The sequence below is a fragment of the Promicromonospora noduliphila genome, assembly GCF_056951025.1.
The window spans coordinates 3400940-3417634 of the sequence record NZ_CM167806.1; the positions used below are offsets into that span (position 1 = coordinate 3400940).

The window sequence follows — 16695 nt, forward strand, 5'->3', positions numbered from 1 at the left end:
GCTCTCGCTCGGAGGTTCAACGTGGTACTTCCCCGGTTCTCCCCGTTCAAGCTCGTCGCAGGGGCGGCAGCCGCCGCGGTCGCCGTCGGCGTCCTGACGACGATCCCCACAGCGGCGTCGGCGGACGACGCGGCCAAGGCCGCGGGCGGCGAGCTCTCCGCCCAGACGACCGTGCGCCCGAGCCTCGTGCTCGACCGCGACTTCCCCGACCCGGACGTGTCGAAGTTCGGGAACACCTACTACGCGTACGCCACGAACGAGGGCAAGAACCTGCCCTGGGCCACAGCGCCCGATCCGGACGGACCGTGGACCTACCAGTCCACGGACGCCCTGCCGAACCTCGGGGCCTGGGCCCAGGAGGGGCGCACCTGGGCGCCCGACGTGTCCCGGCGCGCCGACGGCCGCTACCTGCTCTACTACACGGCGTGGCACGCCGCGTCGGGGCGGCAGTGCATCGGCGCGGCCCTGGCCGACTCCCCCGGCGGCCCGTTCGCCCCCGTCGGCACGCAGCCGCTCGTGTGCCCGCTGGAGGCGGGCGGCGCCATCGACGCGTCGAGCTTCACCGACACGGACGGCACCCGTTACCTGGTCTGGAAGAACGACGGCAACGCCATCGGCGCCACCACCTGGATCCACGTGCAGCGCGTGGCGGCGGACGGCATCACGTTCCAGGGCGGCGCCACCCAGGTGCTGCGCAACGACCGCGAGGACGAGGCCGGCATCATCGAGGCGCCCGTCATCACCAAGGTCGGCAGCCAGTACGTGCTGTTCTACTCGGCCGGGCCCTACACGACCGACCGCTACGGCACCAGCTACGCGGTGTCGAACTCGATCACCGGCCCGTACACCAAGGCCTTCCGCTTCCTCATGACCACCGCCTCGCTCGACGGCGCGGTGAGCGGGCCCGGCGGCGCCGACGTGCTGCGTGACACGGGCGGCGACAAGATCGTCTTCCACGGTCACCGCCCCGCGGGCGGCCGCGGCATGTACGTGGCCGACCTCGGCTGGGCCAACGGCTACCCTGTGGTGCGCGGCAGCCGCGTCCGCTACGAGGCCGAGCGCGGCACCCTGAACAACTGCGTGGTGCGCGAGAACGCGGCGGGCGCGTCGGACGGCAAGGTCGCCGCCTACATCGACCACGCCGACAGCTGGGTCGACATCGGCGCGATCTACGTGCCCACGGGCGGGAACTACACGCTGCACGTCGGCTACGCGAACGGCTCGGTGGAGACGGCGACGCACACGGTCACGGTGAACGGGGCCGCCGCCGGCTCTATCAGCTACCCGATCACCGGCTGGGACAACTGGCGGCAGTCCAGCAAGGACATCACCCTCCAGGCCGGGTGGAACACCATCCGGCTGGGCAAGGGGACGGCGTTCGCGGAGCTCGACTACATCGAGGTGGCGTAGCGGGGGCGACCGAGGTGGCAGGGCCCGGCCCGGCGCGACCGGGCACGGCGCGACCGGGCGCGACACGGCCGGGCGCGACACGGCCGGGCGACAGCGGCCGCCCAGGTTGACGGTGCTCACGCCCCGGATAGGTTCGGGGCGTGAGCACCAGAGACCTGATCATCGACGCCGCCACCGACCTGCTCGACGAGGGCGGCGTCGCGGCCGTCACGCTGCGCGCCGTCGGCGACCGGGTCGGCCTGTCCCGTGCCGCGCCCTACAAGCACTTCATCGACAAGTCCGACCTCCTGGCGTCGGTGGCCGCCGTCGAGCTGGACCGGCTCGCCGGCGCGATGCGGACGGCGGCGGACCAGGCCGCCGACTCCGGGTACGCGGGCCGGGTCGAGGCCGCCGCCGTCGCCTACGTGCGGTGGGCGCGCAGCCGCCCTACGCGGTTCCGGCTGGTCTTCGGCGCCTGGGGCGCCGAGCCGCACGCGCAGCTCGGCGCTGCCGCCGACGCCACGTCGGAGTTCCTGTACGGCCTGGTCCGCGACGCGGTGGCCGACGGCGCGCTGTCCGGCGACGCCGACCGCATCGCCCCGCTGATCTGGTCGCTGGGCCACGGCGCCGTCGACCTGGACCTGGCCGGGCACCTGAGCAAGAAGCCGGGCGCGCCGTCGGCCGAGCAGCTCGTGGCCGACCTGGTGGACCTCGTGCGCGCGTAATGTATCTTGACGTCAAGATACTTGGCGGCAAGGAGTGGTGATGGCAGACTGGGATCCCGGCGCATACCTGCGGTACACCGACGAGCGGTCGCGTCCGTTCACCGAGCTGGTCGCGCGCGTGCCCGGGTCGCCCGCCACGATCGTCGACCTGGGCTGCGGGCCCGGGCACCTCACGGCCGTGCTCCGTGCCCGCTGGCCGGCGGCCCGCGTGACCGGGGTGGACGCCTCCCCCGCGATGATCGAGCAGGCGCGCGCCGCCGACCCGGCCACCGAGTACGTGCTCGCCGACCTCAGCACCGACGACCGCACGGCGGACCTGGTCATCAGCAACGCCGCGCTCCAGTGGGTGCCGGGGCACCGCGAGCTGCTGACCACGCTCGCCGACCGGGCGGCGCAGACGTTCGCCTTCCAGGTGCCGGGCAACCACGACGCACCCAGCCACGTCCTGCTGCGGGAGGTCGCCGCCCGGGAGCCGTACGCCGACGTCGTGGGGCCGGTCGAGCGGCGGGCCACCGCCGACCCTGCCGAGTACCTGGACCTGCTGGCCCGACCGGGCTGGACGGTGGACGCCTGGGAGACCACCTACACGCACCTGCTGCACGGCCCGGACCCGGTGCTGCGCTGGATCGCGGCCACGGGTGCCCAGCCCACGCTCCAGGCGCTGGAGGCCAAGGATCCCGCGCTGCGCGCGCGGTTCGAGGAGGAGCTCGGGGCGGCGCTGCGCGCGGCCTACCCCGAGCGCCCGTACGGCACGCCGCTGGCGTTCCGCCGGGTGTTCGCGGTGGCGACGCGGGCCTGAGCCCGCCTGCGTGCCCGGCCCGCCTGCACGCCCGGCCCGCCTGCACGCCCGGCCCGCCTGCACGCCCGGCCCGCCCAAGCCCGGCCCGCCTTGGCCGACGACGGCGTGGTCCCGGCCGGCCGGACTACGGACGCCGGAACCGTCGCCGCCTCAGCCCCGCTGTGTCACGCGAGCCCTCAACCCGGCGAGCTCGGTGTCGACGTACCGCCGCGTGCGGCCCATCAGCAGCCGGCCCAGCAGCCACGCCAGGCCGCCGGTCTGCGTGATCGCGAGCGTGACCCGGCTGCGGCCGTCCGGCAGCGGCTCGACGAGGTGCTCCGCCTGCGTGGTGATGCCGGGCGTCTCGCTGATCCAGGCGAAGTGCCGCGGCGGGTCCCACTCGTCGACCAGCCAGACCGCCAGCGGCAGCCTCGGCTGCTCGATCCGCACCTGCGTGCCGACGTCCGGCGGGTTGGGCCCGTCAATGATCTCCACCGACGTCATGGACGACGTCCAGTCGGGCATGTGCTCGACGTCGGACAGGACCGCCCATACCGCTTCGGGCGCGGCGTCGATCTCGGCGGAGGTGCTGTAGTTCGGCATCGGTGCTCCTGTCCTCGGGGTCGCCGCCGTCGGCCGGCGTCACCCATAGTCTCGACCCTGGGGCGCCCGTGGGAACCCGACCGACACGCGTCAGGCGCGCGGCGGCGTCGGCCAGGCCGGGCGGGTGAGGCCCTGCTCGAAGAAGAGGTACTCGTGCACCGACGAGATCTCGAACGCGCGCAGCATCCGCGCCCGCTCCTCTGGCGAGACCCAGCGCGCCGCGTCGTCGGCCAGGAGCTTGGCCTGGCGGGTCGACTCCTGGAAGCCCGCGTCGCCGTACGTGCCGATCCACGCGGCGTACGGATGGTCCGCCAGGCCGCCGGGCCGGCGTCCGGCCAGGTCCACGAGCACGTTCCCGATGTGCGCGTACAGCCAGAAGCAGGGCAGCAGCGCCGCGACCGTCTCCGCGTAGCTGCCCGACGCCGCGGCGTGCAGGTGGCCCGTGTACGCCGCCGTGACCGGCGACGGCTCGACGGCGGCGACGTCGTGCGGGTCGAGCCCGGCGTGCGCGCCCAGCCAGTCGCGGTGCAGCGCCGTCTCCACCTCCAGCGCCGTGACGGACGAGCGCGCGAGAAAACCCTGCGTGGCCGCGTCGGGCGCGGCCTGTGCCGCGCGGGCCAGGACCCGGGAGTACTCGCGCAGGTAGGCGGCGTCCTGGCCGAGGTAGAACGCGAAGGACTCGGCGGGCAGCGAGCCGTCGGCGAGCGCCCGGACGAACGGCATGCGCTCCACCGCCTCGCGCCAGGGGGCGATGTGTTCCCATGCCTCGGTTGTGAAGGGGCGGGGTGGGGCGCCGTCGGCGGGCGGGGCGCCGTCGGCGGGCGCGGTGGAGGTGGAAATGGGGACAGCAGAAGTCACGGTGGACATCCCTTCGCCAGCATGATCTGGATCAGGTTCGACGGGTGTGGTCTCAGCCCGGACAGGGCACCCCGTGTCACGTGCCGCCGAGGCTACCAGGCCGGGCCGCGGCGTCGGGCCGCCGTGTGTCGCGCCGTACGTCGTGTGTCGCGCCGTACGTCGTGTGCGTGACGACGTCGTGCGCGTGGCGACGTCGGTGCGCGTGGCGACGTCGGGACGTCGTGGCCCAGCGCCGTGGCACGACGGCGTGGAGCGCGGGCGTGGGTCGTAGGCTGCAAATATGACAGAGCGCCCGATTCGCATCGGTATCCAGATCCAGCCCGAGCACGCCGAGTACCGCGCCATCCGGGACGCGGTGCTCCGCGCCGAGGATGCCGGCGCGGACATCGTCTTCAACTGGGACCACTTCTTCCCGCTGCACGGCGATCTCGACGGCAAGCACTTCGAGTCCTGGACCATGCTCGGCGCCTGGGCCGAGCAGACCGAGCGTGTCGAGATCGGCACGCTGGTGACGGGCATCGGGTACCGCAACCCCGACCTGCTGGCCGACATGGCGCGAACCGTCGACCACATGTCCGGCGGGCGCCTCATCCTCGGCCTGGGCGCCGGCTGGTTCCGGCGCGACTACGACCGGTTCGGCTACGAGTTCGGCACCGCGGGGTCGCGCATCGCGAGCCTGGCCGACGCCGTGCCGCGCATCAAGGCCCGTCTCGCGGCGGGCAACCCGGCGCCCACACGCGAGATCCCGCTCTTGATCGGTGGCGGCGGGGTGCGCAAGACCCTGCGGATCGTGGCGGAGCACGCCGACATCTGGCACTCGTTCGGCGGCGCGTCGACCCTCACCAGGAAGTCCGCGATCCTCGACGAGCACGGCGCCGCCGTCGGCCGGGACACCGCCGCGCTGGTGGAGCGTTCGGCCGAGGCGAGCGGACCGCCCGCCGCGACGGGCGACGCCCTCGTGGCCGCCGGCGCCACGCTGTTCACGGTGGAGGTGAGCGGACCGGACTACGACCTGTCCACCGCGAAGGACTGGATCGCCTGGCGGGACGCCCGGGGCTGAGGCACCGACGGCCCGGCCCGCGGCCCGACGTCTGGTGTCCCGGGCCCGGCTTGTTCCGGGCCGGGCCTGTCCTCAGAGCTCCAGGACGGTCCTGATCCCGCCGGAGTCGCTCGCGAACGCCTCCACGGCGTCGTCGAGCGGCACCCGGCGGGTCACCAGGCGACCCAGCCAGCCGACGTCGGCCCGGGCCAGGATCTCCGCGGCGGAGCGGTAGTGCGCCAGGTTGGCGTTCACCGAGCCGATCACGGCGTCGTTCTCCAGCACGATCTCGCGGTTCAGCGCCCCGGCGTCGAACGAGATCCGGCGTCCGGCCGACGTGACGCCGGTCAGGCACGTGACGCCGTAGCTCCCGGTCGCGGACAGCGCGTCGAGCACGACCTGGCTCGCGCCGGTCGCCTCGATCACCACGTCCGGCTCGACGGCGCGGGCGACGTCGACGACGGGCCGCGTGTGGTACTCGGCCCCGAGCTCCGCGACGAGCTCGGGCTTCGGCCCGTCGGCGACCCGGTCCAGGACGTGCACCTGAAGGCCGCGCTGCACGCCGATCAGCGCGGCCAGCAGGCCGATCGGACCGGCCCCGGTCACCAGCGCCGTCCGCGGCTCGAACCAGGCCCGCCGTCCGACCAGCTCGACCTGCTCCCAGGCCTTGGCGACGACGGTGGCCGGCTCGAGCAGCACGCCCACCTCGGCGAGGGCCAGGTCGAGGCGGACGGCGTACTCGGTCTCGACGGTCCACCGCTCGGCGGCGAACCCGTCGATCGCCTTGATCCCGCGCTCCGTGTAGCGACCGTTGCGGCACATGTCGAACTGCCCGCGCGCGCAGGCCCCGCACGGTTCGGGGTCGGGGCGGCGCACGACGCCGACCACGAGGTCCCCCGGCACGAAGCCCGCGTCCTCCGGCGCCGAGCGCACGCGCCCGAGCGACTCGTGCCCCAGGACCAGCCGCTCGCGCCCCGGCGGGGCCCAGCCGTACTCACCGGCGGCGATCTCCCGGTCGGTGCCGCAGACGCCGACGGCCAGGCCGTCCACCAGGAGCTCGCCCGCCCCGGCAACGGGTTCCTCGACGTCGGTGACGGCGAGGGTGCCCGGGCTCCGCGGGACCACCGTGAGCGCGCGCATCAGGCGACCTCCTCCGTGGTGGACCGCACGGCGACCTGCTCGGCCACGTCCGTCTCCCCGTCGTGGGTGATCCCCTGCCCGAGGCGCAGCGCGCTGTTGACCAGGCCCAGGTGGCTGAACGCCTGCGGCGTGTTGCCGAGCTGGCGTCCCGTGTGCACGTCGTACTCCTCGCTCAGCAGCCCCAGGTCGCTGCGCAGCGCGAGCAGCCGCTCGAACAGCGCGACGGCCTCGTCCCTGCGCCCGACCCCGTGCAGCGCGTCGACCAGCCAGAAGCTGCAGACCAGGAACGTCGCCTGCCCGCCGGGCAGGCCGTCCACCCGGTCGTCCGCGTCGGTGTTGTAGCGCAGCAGCAGCCCGTCGCGGCCCAGCTCACGCTGCACGGCCTCCACGGTGCCCACCACGCGGGGGTCGTCCCAGGGCAGGAACCCGACCTGGCCGATCAGCAGCAGCGCGGCGTCGAGTCCCTCGGACCCGTAGAACTGGGTGAAGGTGTTCCGCTTCGCGTCGAAGCCGTGCTCGCACACGTCGGCGTGGATGCGGTCCCGCACCGCGCGCCACCGCTCGACGGGCTCGTCCTCCAGGCCGTGCTCCTCGACGGCGCGCACCGCCCGGTCGAACCCGACCCAGGCCATCACGCGCGAGTGCACGAAGGCGCGCCGGGGACCGCGGATCTCCCAGAGGCCGTTGTCGAGGTCGTCCCAGTGCTCTTCGAGGTGGTCCAGGAGGGCCTTCTGGAGCCGCCACGCGTCCGGGTCGGTCTCCAGGCCGGCCTCGCGCCCGAGGTGCAGCGCATCCAGCGTCTCGCCCCAGACGTCGAGCTGGAGCTGGTTGACCGCGCCGTTGCCGATCCGGACCGGTGCCGAGCCCTCGAACCCCGGCAGCCAGTCGATCGTGTACTCGGGCAGGCGGCGGCGCCCGTCGAGCCCGTACATGATCTGCAGGTCGGCGGGATCGCCCGCCACGGCGCGCAGGAGCCACGCCCGCCACGCGCGCGCCTCGTCGACGAACCCCGTGCCGACCATGGCCTGCAGCGTGAACCCCGCATCGCGCAGCCAGCAGTACCGGTAGTCCCAGTTGCGCGAGCCGCCGAGCTCCTCGGGGAGCGACGTCGTCGCGGCCGCCACGATGGCGCCGGTCGGGGCGTAGGTCAGCGCCTTGAGCGTGATCAGGGACCGGTGCACGGCGTCGGCCCACGGGCCGTCGTAGCTGGACCCGGCGAGCCACGACTGCCAGAACTCCTCGGTCTCGCGCAGCGCCGCCTCCGCCTCGACCGGGTCCTGCGTGGACAGGTGCGACGCGTGGTGGGCCAGGACGAAGGGCACGCGGTCCCCCGGACCCACGGTGAACTCAGCCCGCAGCACCGAGTCGTCAGGCCCGCCGTCGTCCGGCACGCCGCCGCGCGTCATCTCGAACGGCGCGTCGAAGCGTACGGAGTCCGGGCCGGCCACGGCCCGCAGGGCGTGCCCCTCGGGAGTGATCCAGGGCGTGATGTGCCCGTAGTCGAACCGGAGCCGCACCTCGGTGACCATCGGGACGTGCCCGCTGATGCCCTCGACGATCCGGACGACGTCGGCCTGGTCGCCCCGGGGCGGCATCAGGTCGGTCACCCGGACCTGGCCCTCTGGCAGGTCCCACTCGGTCTCCAGGATCAGGGTGCCCTCCCGGTAGCGACGCCGGGTGCACTCGCCGCCGGCCGCCGGTCCGAGGCGCCAGGACCCGTGCCGGTCGTCGCCCAGGAGGGCCGCGAAGCACGCCGGGGAGTCGAACCGGGGCAGGCACATCCAGTCGATCGCACCGTCGCGACCGATCAGGGCAGCAGTCTGGAGATCTCCGACAATTCCGTAATCTTCGATTCGGCGGGTCATCACCTCCACGGTAAGTTCGGTGCGCCCACCTCACCAGGCGACGGCGCTCAGCGCTTCGTGAAGGCGTCCGCCAGCGGGTCGCCGCTGCCGGCGGGCAGGATCCGCAGCCGGCGGGCGGTCGCACCGGCGCCCTGCTCCGCGACGGCGGCCGCCAGCGCCTTCAACGACTCGGGGGTGTCGTGGGTGACGCGCAGGAACCAGCCCGAGCAGGCGTCGAGCTCGCCGGCCGCTATCGCGTTCACGACGTCGGTCACCCGCTCGGCCGGGGTCCACTCCGTGCGGCCCTTGTGCAGCGTCATGCCCGTCGACATGTCGGTCTTCACGACCCCCGGTGCCAGCTCGAACACGCGGATCCCGTGCGCGAAGCCGTCGTCGTGCAGGTTGGCGCCCATCCGTACCAGGGCGGTCTTGCTCGCGTTGTAGGCCGAGCTGCCGCCGCGCATCTCGTGCGAGCTGGCTCCCGAGGCCAGGTCGACGACCCGGCCCCCGCCGCGGGCGATCATGCCCGGCAGCGCGTAGCGCAGGAACAGGAACGGCGCGCGGACGTTGGTCTCGAACACCGACCACCACTCGTCGGGATCGGCCTCCCACAGCGGATGCTCCGACTCCAGGGCACCCGCGTTGTTGACCAGCAGGTCGATCGACCCGAGCGTCTCCTCCGCCTGCCCGACGGCGGCGCGCACCGCCGCCGGGTCGGACACGTCGGCGGTGAGCACCACCGCCGTCGCCCCGGCCGCCCGGACCTCCGCGGCCACGGCCTCGAGCCGCGCCGTGTCCCGCGCGAGCAGGGCGACGTCCAGCCCCACCCGCGCGAGACCCAGCGCGATCTCCCGGCCGATGCCACGCGAGGCACCCGTCACGAGGGCCGTGCGGGCGGGCGCCACCTGGGCGGACGGATCAGCCACGCAGCACCGCGCCGACCTTGGTCGCCGCCGACTCCACCACGGCGTCGCGCACCGAACGGACCTCGTTCGCGGACAGGGTCCGGTCCGCGGCACGCAGGCGCAGCGAGTAGGCGAGCGACTTCTTGCCCGCACCCACCTGCTCCCCCGTGAAGATGTCGAACAGGGCGACGTCCTCCAGCAGCTCGCCGGCGCCCGCGACGATCGCGGAGCGGACCGCCTCGGCCGGCACGGCGTCGTCGACCACGAAGGCGAAGTCCTCCTTGGCCGCGGGGAACGCCGACACGGGCGTGGCTGCGGCGGGCTCGCCCGGCGCGGCGGCGACCAGGGCGCTCAGGTCCACCTCGAACGCCGCCGCCCGGGCCGGCAGTCCCAGGGACTCGACGACCTTCGGGTGCAGCTCGCCGGCGTGGCCCACGAGCGTCCCGTCCGTGAGCTCCAGGCGCGCGCAGCGGCCCGGGTGCCACGGCATGTGGTCGGGGTCGGCCGAGACGACGACATCGACCCCCGCCCGCTCGGCCACCAGGCGGGCCGCCGCGACCGCGTCCGCCCAGCCGGCGGCGCGGCCGGCGCCCCACCAGCCGGCGAGCTCGCGCTTGCCGGTCAGGACCCCGGCCACCCGGCGCGGCTGGTCGGGGACCGCCGCCTCGAGCGCGGCGAGCTGCTCGGCGGTGGGCCGCACGCCGCCAGGGAGGGCGGGCGCCGCCAGGGCGTCCGCCCCCGGCCGGGTGACGAGGCCGATCTCGTACACCGCGAGGTCGCTCAGCCCGCGCGACACGTTGCGCCGCACGGTGTCGAGCAGTGTGACCAGCAGGTTCGACCGCATCAGCGGCTTGTCGTCGGCCAGCGGGTTCACGAGCCGGAGCGAGCGGCGGCGCACGTCGTCGGCGGGCAGGCCGAGCGTGTCGTACTCGGCGGCCCCGACGAACGGGTAGCTGAGCGTCTCGACGAAGCCCGCCTCGGCGAGCGCGCGCGCGACGGAGCGGCGCGTGCGCTGCTCGGCCGTGAGCCCGCGGCCGCCCGGCGCGGCCGGGAGCACCGACGGCACCTGGTCGTAGCCCTGGATGCGCACGACCTCCTCGACCAGGTCGGCCGGCTCGGTCAGGTCGGGACGCCACGTCGGCGGGGTGACCGCGAGAACCCCCTCGCCGGCCGATGCGACGACGGCACCGATCTCCTCCAGCGTGCTGCGCACCTGCTCCGGGGTGTACTCGACGCCCGCGAGCCGGGTTGGCTCGGTGACCTTGAGCGCGATCGGCGCGGGCGCCGTCGGCTGGTAGAGGTCGCTCACCGCCGGGTCGGCGGTGCCGCCGCCGAGCTCGACCAGCAGGTCGACGACGCGCTGTGCCGCGACCGGGGGCAGGAGCGGGTCGACGCCGCGCTCGAACCGCTTGGCGGCCTCGCTCGGCAGCTTGTGCCGCCGCGCCGTCCGGGCCACGGTGATCTGGTCGAAGTGCGCCGCCTCGACGAGCACGTCCGTCGTGGTGTCGCTGACCTCCGACGAGGCTCCGCCCATCACGCCTGCCAGGCCCAGCACGCGGCTGCCCGCGCCGTCGGGCGAGTCGGTGATCAGGAGGTCCTCGGTGTCCAGCGCACGGTCGGCGTCGTCCAGTGTGGTGAGGCGCTCGCCGGCAGCGGCCCGCCGGACCACTATCGGGGCCGAGACCTTCGCGAGGTCGTAGGCGTGCAGCGGCTGCCCGAGGTCGAGCATCACGTAGTTCGTGACGTCGACCGCCAGGGAGATGGACCGCATCCCCGAACCCTCGAGGCGGTGCTTCATCCAAGCGGGGGTGGGGGCGGACGGGTCGACGCCCCGCACGATGCGCGTCACGAACCGGTCGCAGCCCACGACGCCGTTGATCGGCGCCTCGTCCCGCACCCGCACCTCGAACCCGTCGGCCGTCGGGGCGGGCTCGGTGCCCGTCGGCAGGCCGCGGTCGGTGAACTTGGCGCCGGTGGAGTGGGCGTACTCGCGCGCCACGCCGCGGTAGCTGAAGGCGTACCCGCGGTCGGGGGTCACGTTGATCTCCAGGACCTCCTCGCCCAGCCCCAGGAGCGCGATGGCGTCCTGGCCGGGCGTGAGGTCCTCCTCGGCGAACCCGTGGCGGGTCAGCACAAGGATGCCGTCGTGGTCCTCGCCGATCCCGAGCTCCCGGACCGAGCAGATCATGCCGTCGGACACGTGCCCGTAGGTCTTGCGGGCGGCGATGACGAACGGTCCCGGCAGCACGGTGCCGGGCAGCGAGACCACCACGTAGTCGCCCACGCCGAAGTTGTGCGCGCCGCAGACGATGCCGCGCGCGCCGTCGGCGTCGTTGTGCTCAGGGCCCACGTCGACGCGGCACCAGTTGATGGTCTTGCCGTTCTTCTGCGGCTCCGGTGTCTGCTCGAGCACGCAGCCCACCACGAGGGGGCCGGTGACGGCAGCCCCGTGGATCGCCTCCTCCTCCAGGCCCACCTTCACCAGGTCGGCCGCGAGCTGCTCGGCCGTGAGGTCGTCGGGCAGCTCGACGTGGTCCGCGAGCCAGTCCTTCACGATGAGGGGCACTTCAGATCTCCGTCCCGAACTGGGTGGAGAAGCGCACGTCGCCCTCCACGATGTCGTGCATGTCCGCGATCGAGTGGCGCAGCATGAGCGTGCGCTCGATGCCCATGCCGAACGCGAATCCCGTGTACTCGTCCGGGTCGACTCCCGCCGCACGCAGCACGTTCGGGTTGACCATGCCGCAGCCGCCCCACTCGATCCAGCCGGCGCCGCCCTTCTTCTGAGGGAACCACAGGTCCATCTCGGCGGACGGCTCGGTGAACGGGAAGAACGCCGGGCGCAGCCGGGTCCTGGCCTCCGGCCCGAACATCGCCCGCGCGAACGCGTCCAGCGTGCCCACCAGGTTCGCCATGGTCAGGCCCTTGTCCACCGCGATGCCCTCGACCTGGTGGAACACCGGGGTGTGGGTCTGGTCCAGCGCGTCGGTGCGGAACGTCTTGCCGGGGACCGCGACGTACAGGGGTACACCGCGCTCCAGCAGCGAGCGCGCCTGGACCGGCGACGTGTGCGTGCGCAGCACGAGGTTCGACTCGCCGCCGCCGTCACCGGCGACGTAGAAGGTGTCCTGCATCTGGCGCGCCGGGTGGTCGGGGCCGAAGTTCAGCGCGTCGAAGTTGAACCACTCGGCCTCGACCTCCGGGCCCTCGGCGATCTCCCAGCCGAGGCCGACGAAGAAGTCGGCGATGCGCTCCTGGATCAGCTCGACGGGGTGGCGGGCGCCCGTCGTCGTGCGGCGGACCGGAAGGGTGACGTCGACCGTCTCCTCCACCAGCACTCGCGCGTCGCGCTCTGCCTCCAGCTCGGCCTGGCGGGCGGCGATCGCCTGGTTGATCCGACCGCGCCGCGGGCCGACGAGCTTGCCTGCCCTCGCCTTGTCGGGGCCGGGCAGCGCGCCGATCCCCCGGTTGGCGAGGGCCAGGGTGCTGCGGTCCCCCGTGTGCTGGGTGCGGACGGCCTTCAGCGCGTCGAGGGTGCCGGCCTTCGCGATGTCGTCGAGGGCGGTCTTGACCGCGGCGTCGAGCGCCGCCTCGTCGAGCGGATCGATGGGTGCCTTCTCATCGGGCGTGGACATGCTTGCCTTCCTGGCGGATTCGGGAGCCGGCACGGTCCCCTGCCTGGGAACCCGGGTCGGCATCTGAAGTCTAGGTGCCCGCCAGGGCTCAGGACGCGTTGTCCACAGGGCAGCTCAGTGCCCGTGCGCAGCGCTCGCCGCACGGCCTGTGGCGGGCCGCATAAATCGACGGGTCAACGGCTGCATGGCGCCATCATTCCATGCGGCCGCGCGCCCCGGCAACGTGGTTCCCGGTCCGAGCGCCACGCGCTTGGCACACTTTTTATGGGTGTCAGTGAGCTGCGCTAGCGTGGCACACATGTTCGAAGCGAGCGTGGAGACGAACGAACGCGTTGGCCGGTACCCCCGGCCTCTTCCCTGGCGCGTCCGCGTGGCCCCGCGCTCGGAGCTTCGGGCAGCCATGTCTCCACGGTCGGGGCGGCCCTGGTCCCGGCCGTGGAGACGGCATCCCCGCGGGGAGCCGGCCGGCGCTCCGCCAGGCCGGGAAGGCGGGACCCTCGCCGCGGGCCGATCAGCCCTGCAAGGCCGATCAGCCCTCGGGGGCCGGTCAGCCCTCCAGGTCCCAGGTCTCCACGATCTCGTAGCGCGAACCGCCCTGCGGACCCTCTCCCGGATGCGACTCGACGAGCGCGAACGAGCTGGCGGTCCAGCTCGGCCCCGCGTACACGGACAGCGCCTGGGCGGCGGGCTCCAGCGCCGACCGCGGCTCGCCTCCGGCACGCTTGCCCCAGCGGTCCCGCCCGCGTGGCGGCTTCACCTGCCCGGCGCGCGCGTAGGCCACCGTCAGGTGCGCGCGGTGCGGCTTCACGTCGTCGGGCACCTCGCGCGGCGACGCCGCCAGGCAGTCGGTCGCCAGGCCCTTCAGCGCGTCCGTCCCGCCGTCGACGCCGATCCACAGCACGCGGGCGCCGAACGATCCGGCGCCCCGCAGCCGCAGGTCGATCGGCCCGTGCTTGCGGGCGACGTCCGACAGGTCGTCGCGCAGCTCGGGGATCGTTCCCTCGGGAAGGTCCGCGTAGAACGCGAGGGTGATGTGCAGGCTCTCGCGGGGAACCCACCGCGGAGAGGCCGGCACCCCGTCGATCGCAAGCCCGAGATGGTCAAGGACACGCTGGGGCGGCATGACTGCCGTGAACAACCGCACGTTCCGATGGTAGGCGGTCGGCCACGAGGGCCCCCAGCGTTTTCAACCCGTGAACGCGAACGCACTGACGCACGGTCGTACGGACCGGTGGTGGGGACAACCCCCTTGCGCACTCGTGGGGCAGCCCGCTGGAAGGCCTCCTGGCGCCGGCACCAGGCTGGTACCGAACCCAGGCGCGTCCCAGACCCGCCCACGTCAGGAGCAGCCATGACCCCCCAGGAACCGCATGCCCTCGGCCGCCGGACCTTTCTCCAGGCGACCGCCACCGCCGGAGCGGCCACGCTCGCCGGGATGACGGCGCCCGGCGCCGCGCACGCCACGGCCGCGCCGGCCGGACGGGGACACCGTCCCATCGACCAGCGCTCGATCGACGCGGTGACCGGCTCGATCGAACCCGACCTCGTCGCGCTGCGGCGCAGCATCCACGAGCACCCGGAGGTCGCGGGCGAGGAACGCCGCACCGCTGCCCTCGTGGCGGACCGGCTGCGCGACGCCGGCCTCGCGGTGGCGACCGGCGTCGGCGGGCACGGCGTGATCGGCGTGCTCCGTGGTGCACGCCCCGGCCGCACGGTCGCCTACCGCGCCGACCTGGACGCGGTGCCCGAGGGCGGCACGATCGGCGGATCCACCGGCGTCGGCCACCTGTGCGGGCACGACCTGCACACCACGGTCGGGGTGGGCGTCGCCGAGGTGCTGGCCACACTGCGGTCGCGGCTCAGCGGAACCGTCGCGTTCGTCTTCCAGCCGGCGGAGGAGAACCTCACCGGCGCGCAGGCCATGCTGGACGACGGCGTGCTACGCCGCACCGGCGCCCGGGAGATGCACGCTCTGCACTGCTCACCGGTGCCCGTCGGGACGCTCGCCGTCACGCCAGGGTTCGGCATGCCGGGCCTCGACCGCGGTACGGTCACGGTCACCGGCCCCGGTGCCGTCACCCGCGCGGAAGCACTCGCAGCGGACATCCTGCGGCTGGCCACGGTGGCACGGCGCAGACCCTGGAGGCCATGGAGCAGCTCATGGTGGATCTCGCGACGCCCGACGGGCCGCTGGCGCGGTTCGTCAACATCCAGCACGCGACGCCGCGGGTAGGCGAGGACGGCTCGGTCACCGTGGCGACGTCCTACCGGTGCTGGCCGGAGGAGCGTTATCACGAGGTCCGCGACAGCATCCGGACGATCGCGCTCCGGCACGGTGGCAGCACGGAGTTCCCCGGCGCTCCGTTCCCCGCCCTGGTCTGCCCGGAGCGCGACGGCGCCCGGCTCGAGCGCCACCTGCGGCGAGAGCTGGGGCACGAGCGGGTGATGCTGATGCACGCCGTGCCACCGTTCAACGGCGAGGACTACGCGCTGTTCGCCCAGCGGATTCCCGTCACGTACACGTTCCTTGGCGTCCGCACGCCCGGCGCGGCCATCACCACGGGCTTCCCGCACCACGTGGACTTCGACCCGGACGAACGTGCCATCAGCACCGGTGTGCGAGCGATGGCGGGCTGGCTCGCCGAGCGCGCGGGACACCGGTGAGACGGGAGCGCCAAGACGGTGAGACGCGTCAGGCCTTCCGGCGTCGGCAGCGGGTGAGGGCCCAGGCGACAACAGCGGCGATGCCGAGCAGGGCGAGCTGCCCGCCGATCACGTACCGCGTGACGTCGAGGGCAGGGACCCTGCGCACGCCGTCGGCGTCGATCACGAAGGCGCCGATCGGTCCGCCGCGGCGGCCGACCGGTCACCGCCACGCGTGGGTCACCGCTGCGCGCGCGAGCTCGCGTACAGGCAGACGGTCGCCGCCGTCGCCAGGTTGAGCGACTCGGCCTTGCCGCGGATCGGCACCCGTACGACGGCGTCCGCCAGGGCGCGGTCCTCCTCCGGCAGGCCCCAGGCCTCGTTGCCGAACACCCAGGCGGTCGGCCCGGCGAGGTCCGGCGAGGCGCCGCTCCCCGCTGCGTCGAGGAGGTCGTCCAGGTCGAGCGGTCCCGCGCCGTCCGCGGCGAGGACGTGACATCCCGCGGCGCGCAGCTCCGCCAGCGCGGCCTCGAGCGTGAGTCCGGTGACGACGGGCAGGTGGAACAGCGACCCGGCGGTCGAGCGCACGACCTTGGGGTTGTGCACGTCGACACTCTCCCCCGCCAGGACCACGAGGTCGGCACCGGCGGCGTCGGCGGCCCGGATCACCGTGCCCGCGTTCCCCGGGTCGCGGACCGCGGCGAGCACGGCGGCGAGCAGCGGCCGCCCGGCCCGCCGCGGGTCCCGCGCGGCGAGGGCCTCCGGCACCGAGGGCGCGGTGGACCGGACGACGGCGAGCACGCCCTGCGCGTCACCGCTCATCGCGTCGAGCACCTCTGGCGTGCCGAGGTGCAGGAACAGGCCGGCGGCGCGCGCGTCATCGACGATCTCGGCGTAGCGCGCGGCGGCCACCTGCGTCAGGTACACGTCACGGACCGACGACGCCGCGTGGCGCACCGCCTCCCGCACCCCCTGCGGCCCTTCCACCAGGTACAGCCCGTGCCGGGAGCGCGCCGAACGCCCGGCCAGTGCCCGCACCTGCTTGACACGGTCGGCTCGCGGGTTCGCGAGCGTCACGTCCAGCGGCGCGTGGGCCTCCGAGGAGGACACTGTCCGGGCGTCCGGTGAACTGCCCA

Annotated in this window: 16 protein-coding genes and 1 riboswitch; of the genes, 6 read left to right on the forward strand and 10 right to left on the reverse strand. The window is 74.0% G+C overall.

The window, feature by feature from the left end; translation table 11 throughout:
* Window positions 1-21 precede the first annotated feature (21 nt).
* From AC0QU1_RS14960 to AC0QU1_RS14970, 3 genes are all read left to right on the forward strand, one after another.
* The gene (locus tag AC0QU1_RS14960; protein WP_483570363.1) at window positions 22-1410 is read left to right on the forward strand and encodes a family 43 glycosylhydrolase; all 1389 of its coding nucleotides are present in this window, start codon (window positions 22-24) and stop codon (window positions 1408-1410) included.
* Window positions 1411-1550: 140 nt separating this feature from the next.
* On the forward strand, window positions 1551-2114 hold the full coding sequence (locus AC0QU1_RS14965; RefSeq protein WP_483570364.1) for a TetR/AcrR family transcriptional regulator: 564 nt from the start codon (window positions 1551-1553) through the stop codon (window positions 2112-2114).
* Between the two features lie 40 nt (window positions 2115-2154).
* Window positions 2155-2913, forward strand: coding sequence for a methyltransferase domain-containing protein (locus tag AC0QU1_RS14970; protein WP_483570366.1), 759 nt, complete (start codon window positions 2155-2157; stop codon window positions 2911-2913).
* A 150-nt stretch (window positions 2914-3063) separates the two neighbouring features.
* On the opposite strand, the gene AC0QU1_RS14975 is transcribed toward AC0QU1_RS14970, so the two are convergent.
* The gene (locus AC0QU1_RS14975; protein WP_483570367.1) at window positions 3064-3495 is read right to left on the reverse strand and encodes an SRPBCC family protein; all 432 of its coding nucleotides are present in this window, start codon (window positions 3493-3495) and stop codon (window positions 3064-3066) included.
* Window positions 3496-3585: 90 nt separating this feature from the next.
* Entirely contained in the window at window positions 3586-4353 is a 768-nt protein-coding gene (locus AC0QU1_RS14980; protein WP_483570369.1) for a TenA family protein, read from the reverse strand.
* Window positions 4345-4437: riboswitch (TPP riboswitch) on the reverse strand. It overlaps the preceding gene by 9 nt.
* A 196-nt stretch (window positions 4438-4633) precedes the next feature.
* Between AC0QU1_RS14980 and AC0QU1_RS14985 the strand changes: the two genes are divergently transcribed.
* A complete protein-coding gene (locus AC0QU1_RS14985) occupies window positions 4634-5413 on the forward strand; it encodes an LLM class F420-dependent oxidoreductase (RefSeq protein WP_483570370.1) in 780 nt (259 codons plus the stop codon).
* Between the two features lie 72 nt (window positions 5414-5485).
* Here the strand turns inward: AC0QU1_RS14985 and AC0QU1_RS14990 are convergent, their stop codons facing one another.
* From AC0QU1_RS14990 to thpR, 6 genes are all read right to left on the reverse strand, one after another.
* The gene (locus AC0QU1_RS14990; protein ID WP_483570372.1) at window positions 5486-6532 is read right to left on the reverse strand and encodes a glucose 1-dehydrogenase; all 1047 of its coding nucleotides are present in this window, start codon (window positions 6530-6532) and stop codon (window positions 5486-5488) included.
* Window positions 6532-8397 (reverse strand): glycoside hydrolase family 15 protein, encoded by a 1866-nt coding sequence (locus AC0QU1_RS14995; RefSeq protein ID WP_483570374.1) that lies wholly within the window; start codon window positions 8395-8397, stop codon window positions 6532-6534. The genes AC0QU1_RS14990 and AC0QU1_RS14995 overlap by 1 nt, the downstream gene beginning before the upstream one ends.
* 47 nt (window positions 8398-8444) lie before the next feature.
* A complete protein-coding gene (locus AC0QU1_RS15000) occupies window positions 8445-9302 on the reverse strand; it encodes an SDR family NAD(P)-dependent oxidoreductase (RefSeq protein WP_483570375.1) in 858 nt (285 codons plus the stop codon).
* Window positions 9295-11847: a phenylalanine--tRNA ligase subunit beta gene (gene pheT / locus AC0QU1_RS15005; protein WP_483570377.1), complete on the reverse strand. Its 2553-nt coding sequence runs from the start codon at window positions 11845-11847 to the stop codon at window positions 9295-9297. The genes AC0QU1_RS15000 and pheT overlap by 8 nt, the downstream gene beginning before the upstream one ends.
* 1 nt (window position 11848) lies before the next feature.
* Window positions 11849-12916 carry a phenylalanine--tRNA ligase subunit alpha gene (gene pheS, locus AC0QU1_RS15010; RefSeq protein WP_483570379.1) on the reverse strand — a complete coding sequence of 356 codons (1068 nt, stop codon included), beginning with the start codon at window positions 12914-12916 and terminating at the stop codon, window positions 11849-11851.
* Between the two features lie 547 nt (window positions 12917-13463).
* Window positions 13464-14060, reverse strand: a complete 597-nt coding sequence (gene thpR / locus AC0QU1_RS15015) for an RNA 2',3'-cyclic phosphodiesterase (RefSeq protein WP_483570381.1) — start codon at window positions 14058-14060, stop codon at window positions 13464-13466.
* A gap of 207 nt (window positions 14061-14267) precedes the next feature.
* Between thpR and AC0QU1_RS15020 the strand changes: the two genes are divergently transcribed.
* Window positions 14268-15149 (forward strand): M20 metallopeptidase family protein, encoded by an 882-nt coding sequence (locus AC0QU1_RS15020; RefSeq protein WP_483570383.1) that lies wholly within the window; start codon window positions 14268-14270, stop codon window positions 15147-15149.
* On the forward strand, window positions 15077-15580 hold the full coding sequence (locus AC0QU1_RS15025; protein ID WP_483570384.1) for a hypothetical protein: 504 nt from the start codon (window positions 15077-15079) through the stop codon (window positions 15578-15580). Before AC0QU1_RS15020 ends, AC0QU1_RS15025 begins: the two co-directional genes overlap by 73 nt.
* 28 nt (window positions 15581-15608) lie before the next feature.
* Here AC0QU1_RS15025 and AC0QU1_RS15030 read toward each other — a convergent pair whose 3' ends face one another.
* Together AC0QU1_RS15030 and AC0QU1_RS15035 are read right to left on the reverse strand one after the other, a co-directional pair.
* Complete coding sequence (locus AC0QU1_RS15030) at window positions 15609-15746, reverse strand: hypothetical protein (protein ID WP_483570385.1); 138 nt, start codon at window positions 15744-15746, stop codon at window positions 15609-15611.
* 53 nt (window positions 15747-15799) lie between these two features.
* A complete protein-coding gene (locus AC0QU1_RS15035; protein WP_483570386.1) occupies window positions 15800-16669 on the reverse strand; it encodes a TrmH family RNA methyltransferase in 870 nt (289 codons plus the stop codon).
* Window positions 16670-16695 lie beyond the last annotated feature (26 nt).

Coding starts and splice junctions, on each gene's coding strand:
- AC0QU1_RS14970 (WP_483570366.1), top strand. CDS start 2,155: ATGGCAGACTGGGATCCCGGCGCATACCTGCGGTACACCGACGAGCGG.
- AC0QU1_RS14975 (WP_483570367.1), bottom strand. CDS start 3,495: ATGCCGAACTACAGCACCTCCGCCGAGATCGACGCCGCGCCCGAAGCG.
- AC0QU1_RS14985 (WP_483570370.1), top strand. CDS start 4,634: ATGACAGAGCGCCCGATTCGCATCGGTATCCAGATCCAGCCCGAGCAC.
- AC0QU1_RS14990 (WP_483570372.1), bottom strand. CDS start 6,532: ATGCGCGCGCTCACGGTGGTCCCGCGGAGCCCGGGCACCCTCGCCGTC.
- AC0QU1_RS14995 (WP_483570374.1), bottom strand. CDS start 8,397: ATGACCCGCCGAATCGAAGATTACGGAATTGTCGGAGATCTCCAGACT.
- pheS (WP_483570379.1), bottom strand. CDS start 12,916: ATGTCCACGCCCGATGAGAAGGCACCCATCGATCCGCTCGACGAGGCG.
- AC0QU1_RS15020 (WP_483570383.1), top strand. CDS start 14,268: ATGACCCCCCAGGAACCGCATGCCCTCGGCCGCCGGACCTTTCTCCAG.
- AC0QU1_RS15025 (WP_483570384.1), top strand. CDS start 15,077: ATGGTGGATCTCGCGACGCCCGACGGGCCGCTGGCGCGGTTCGTCAAC.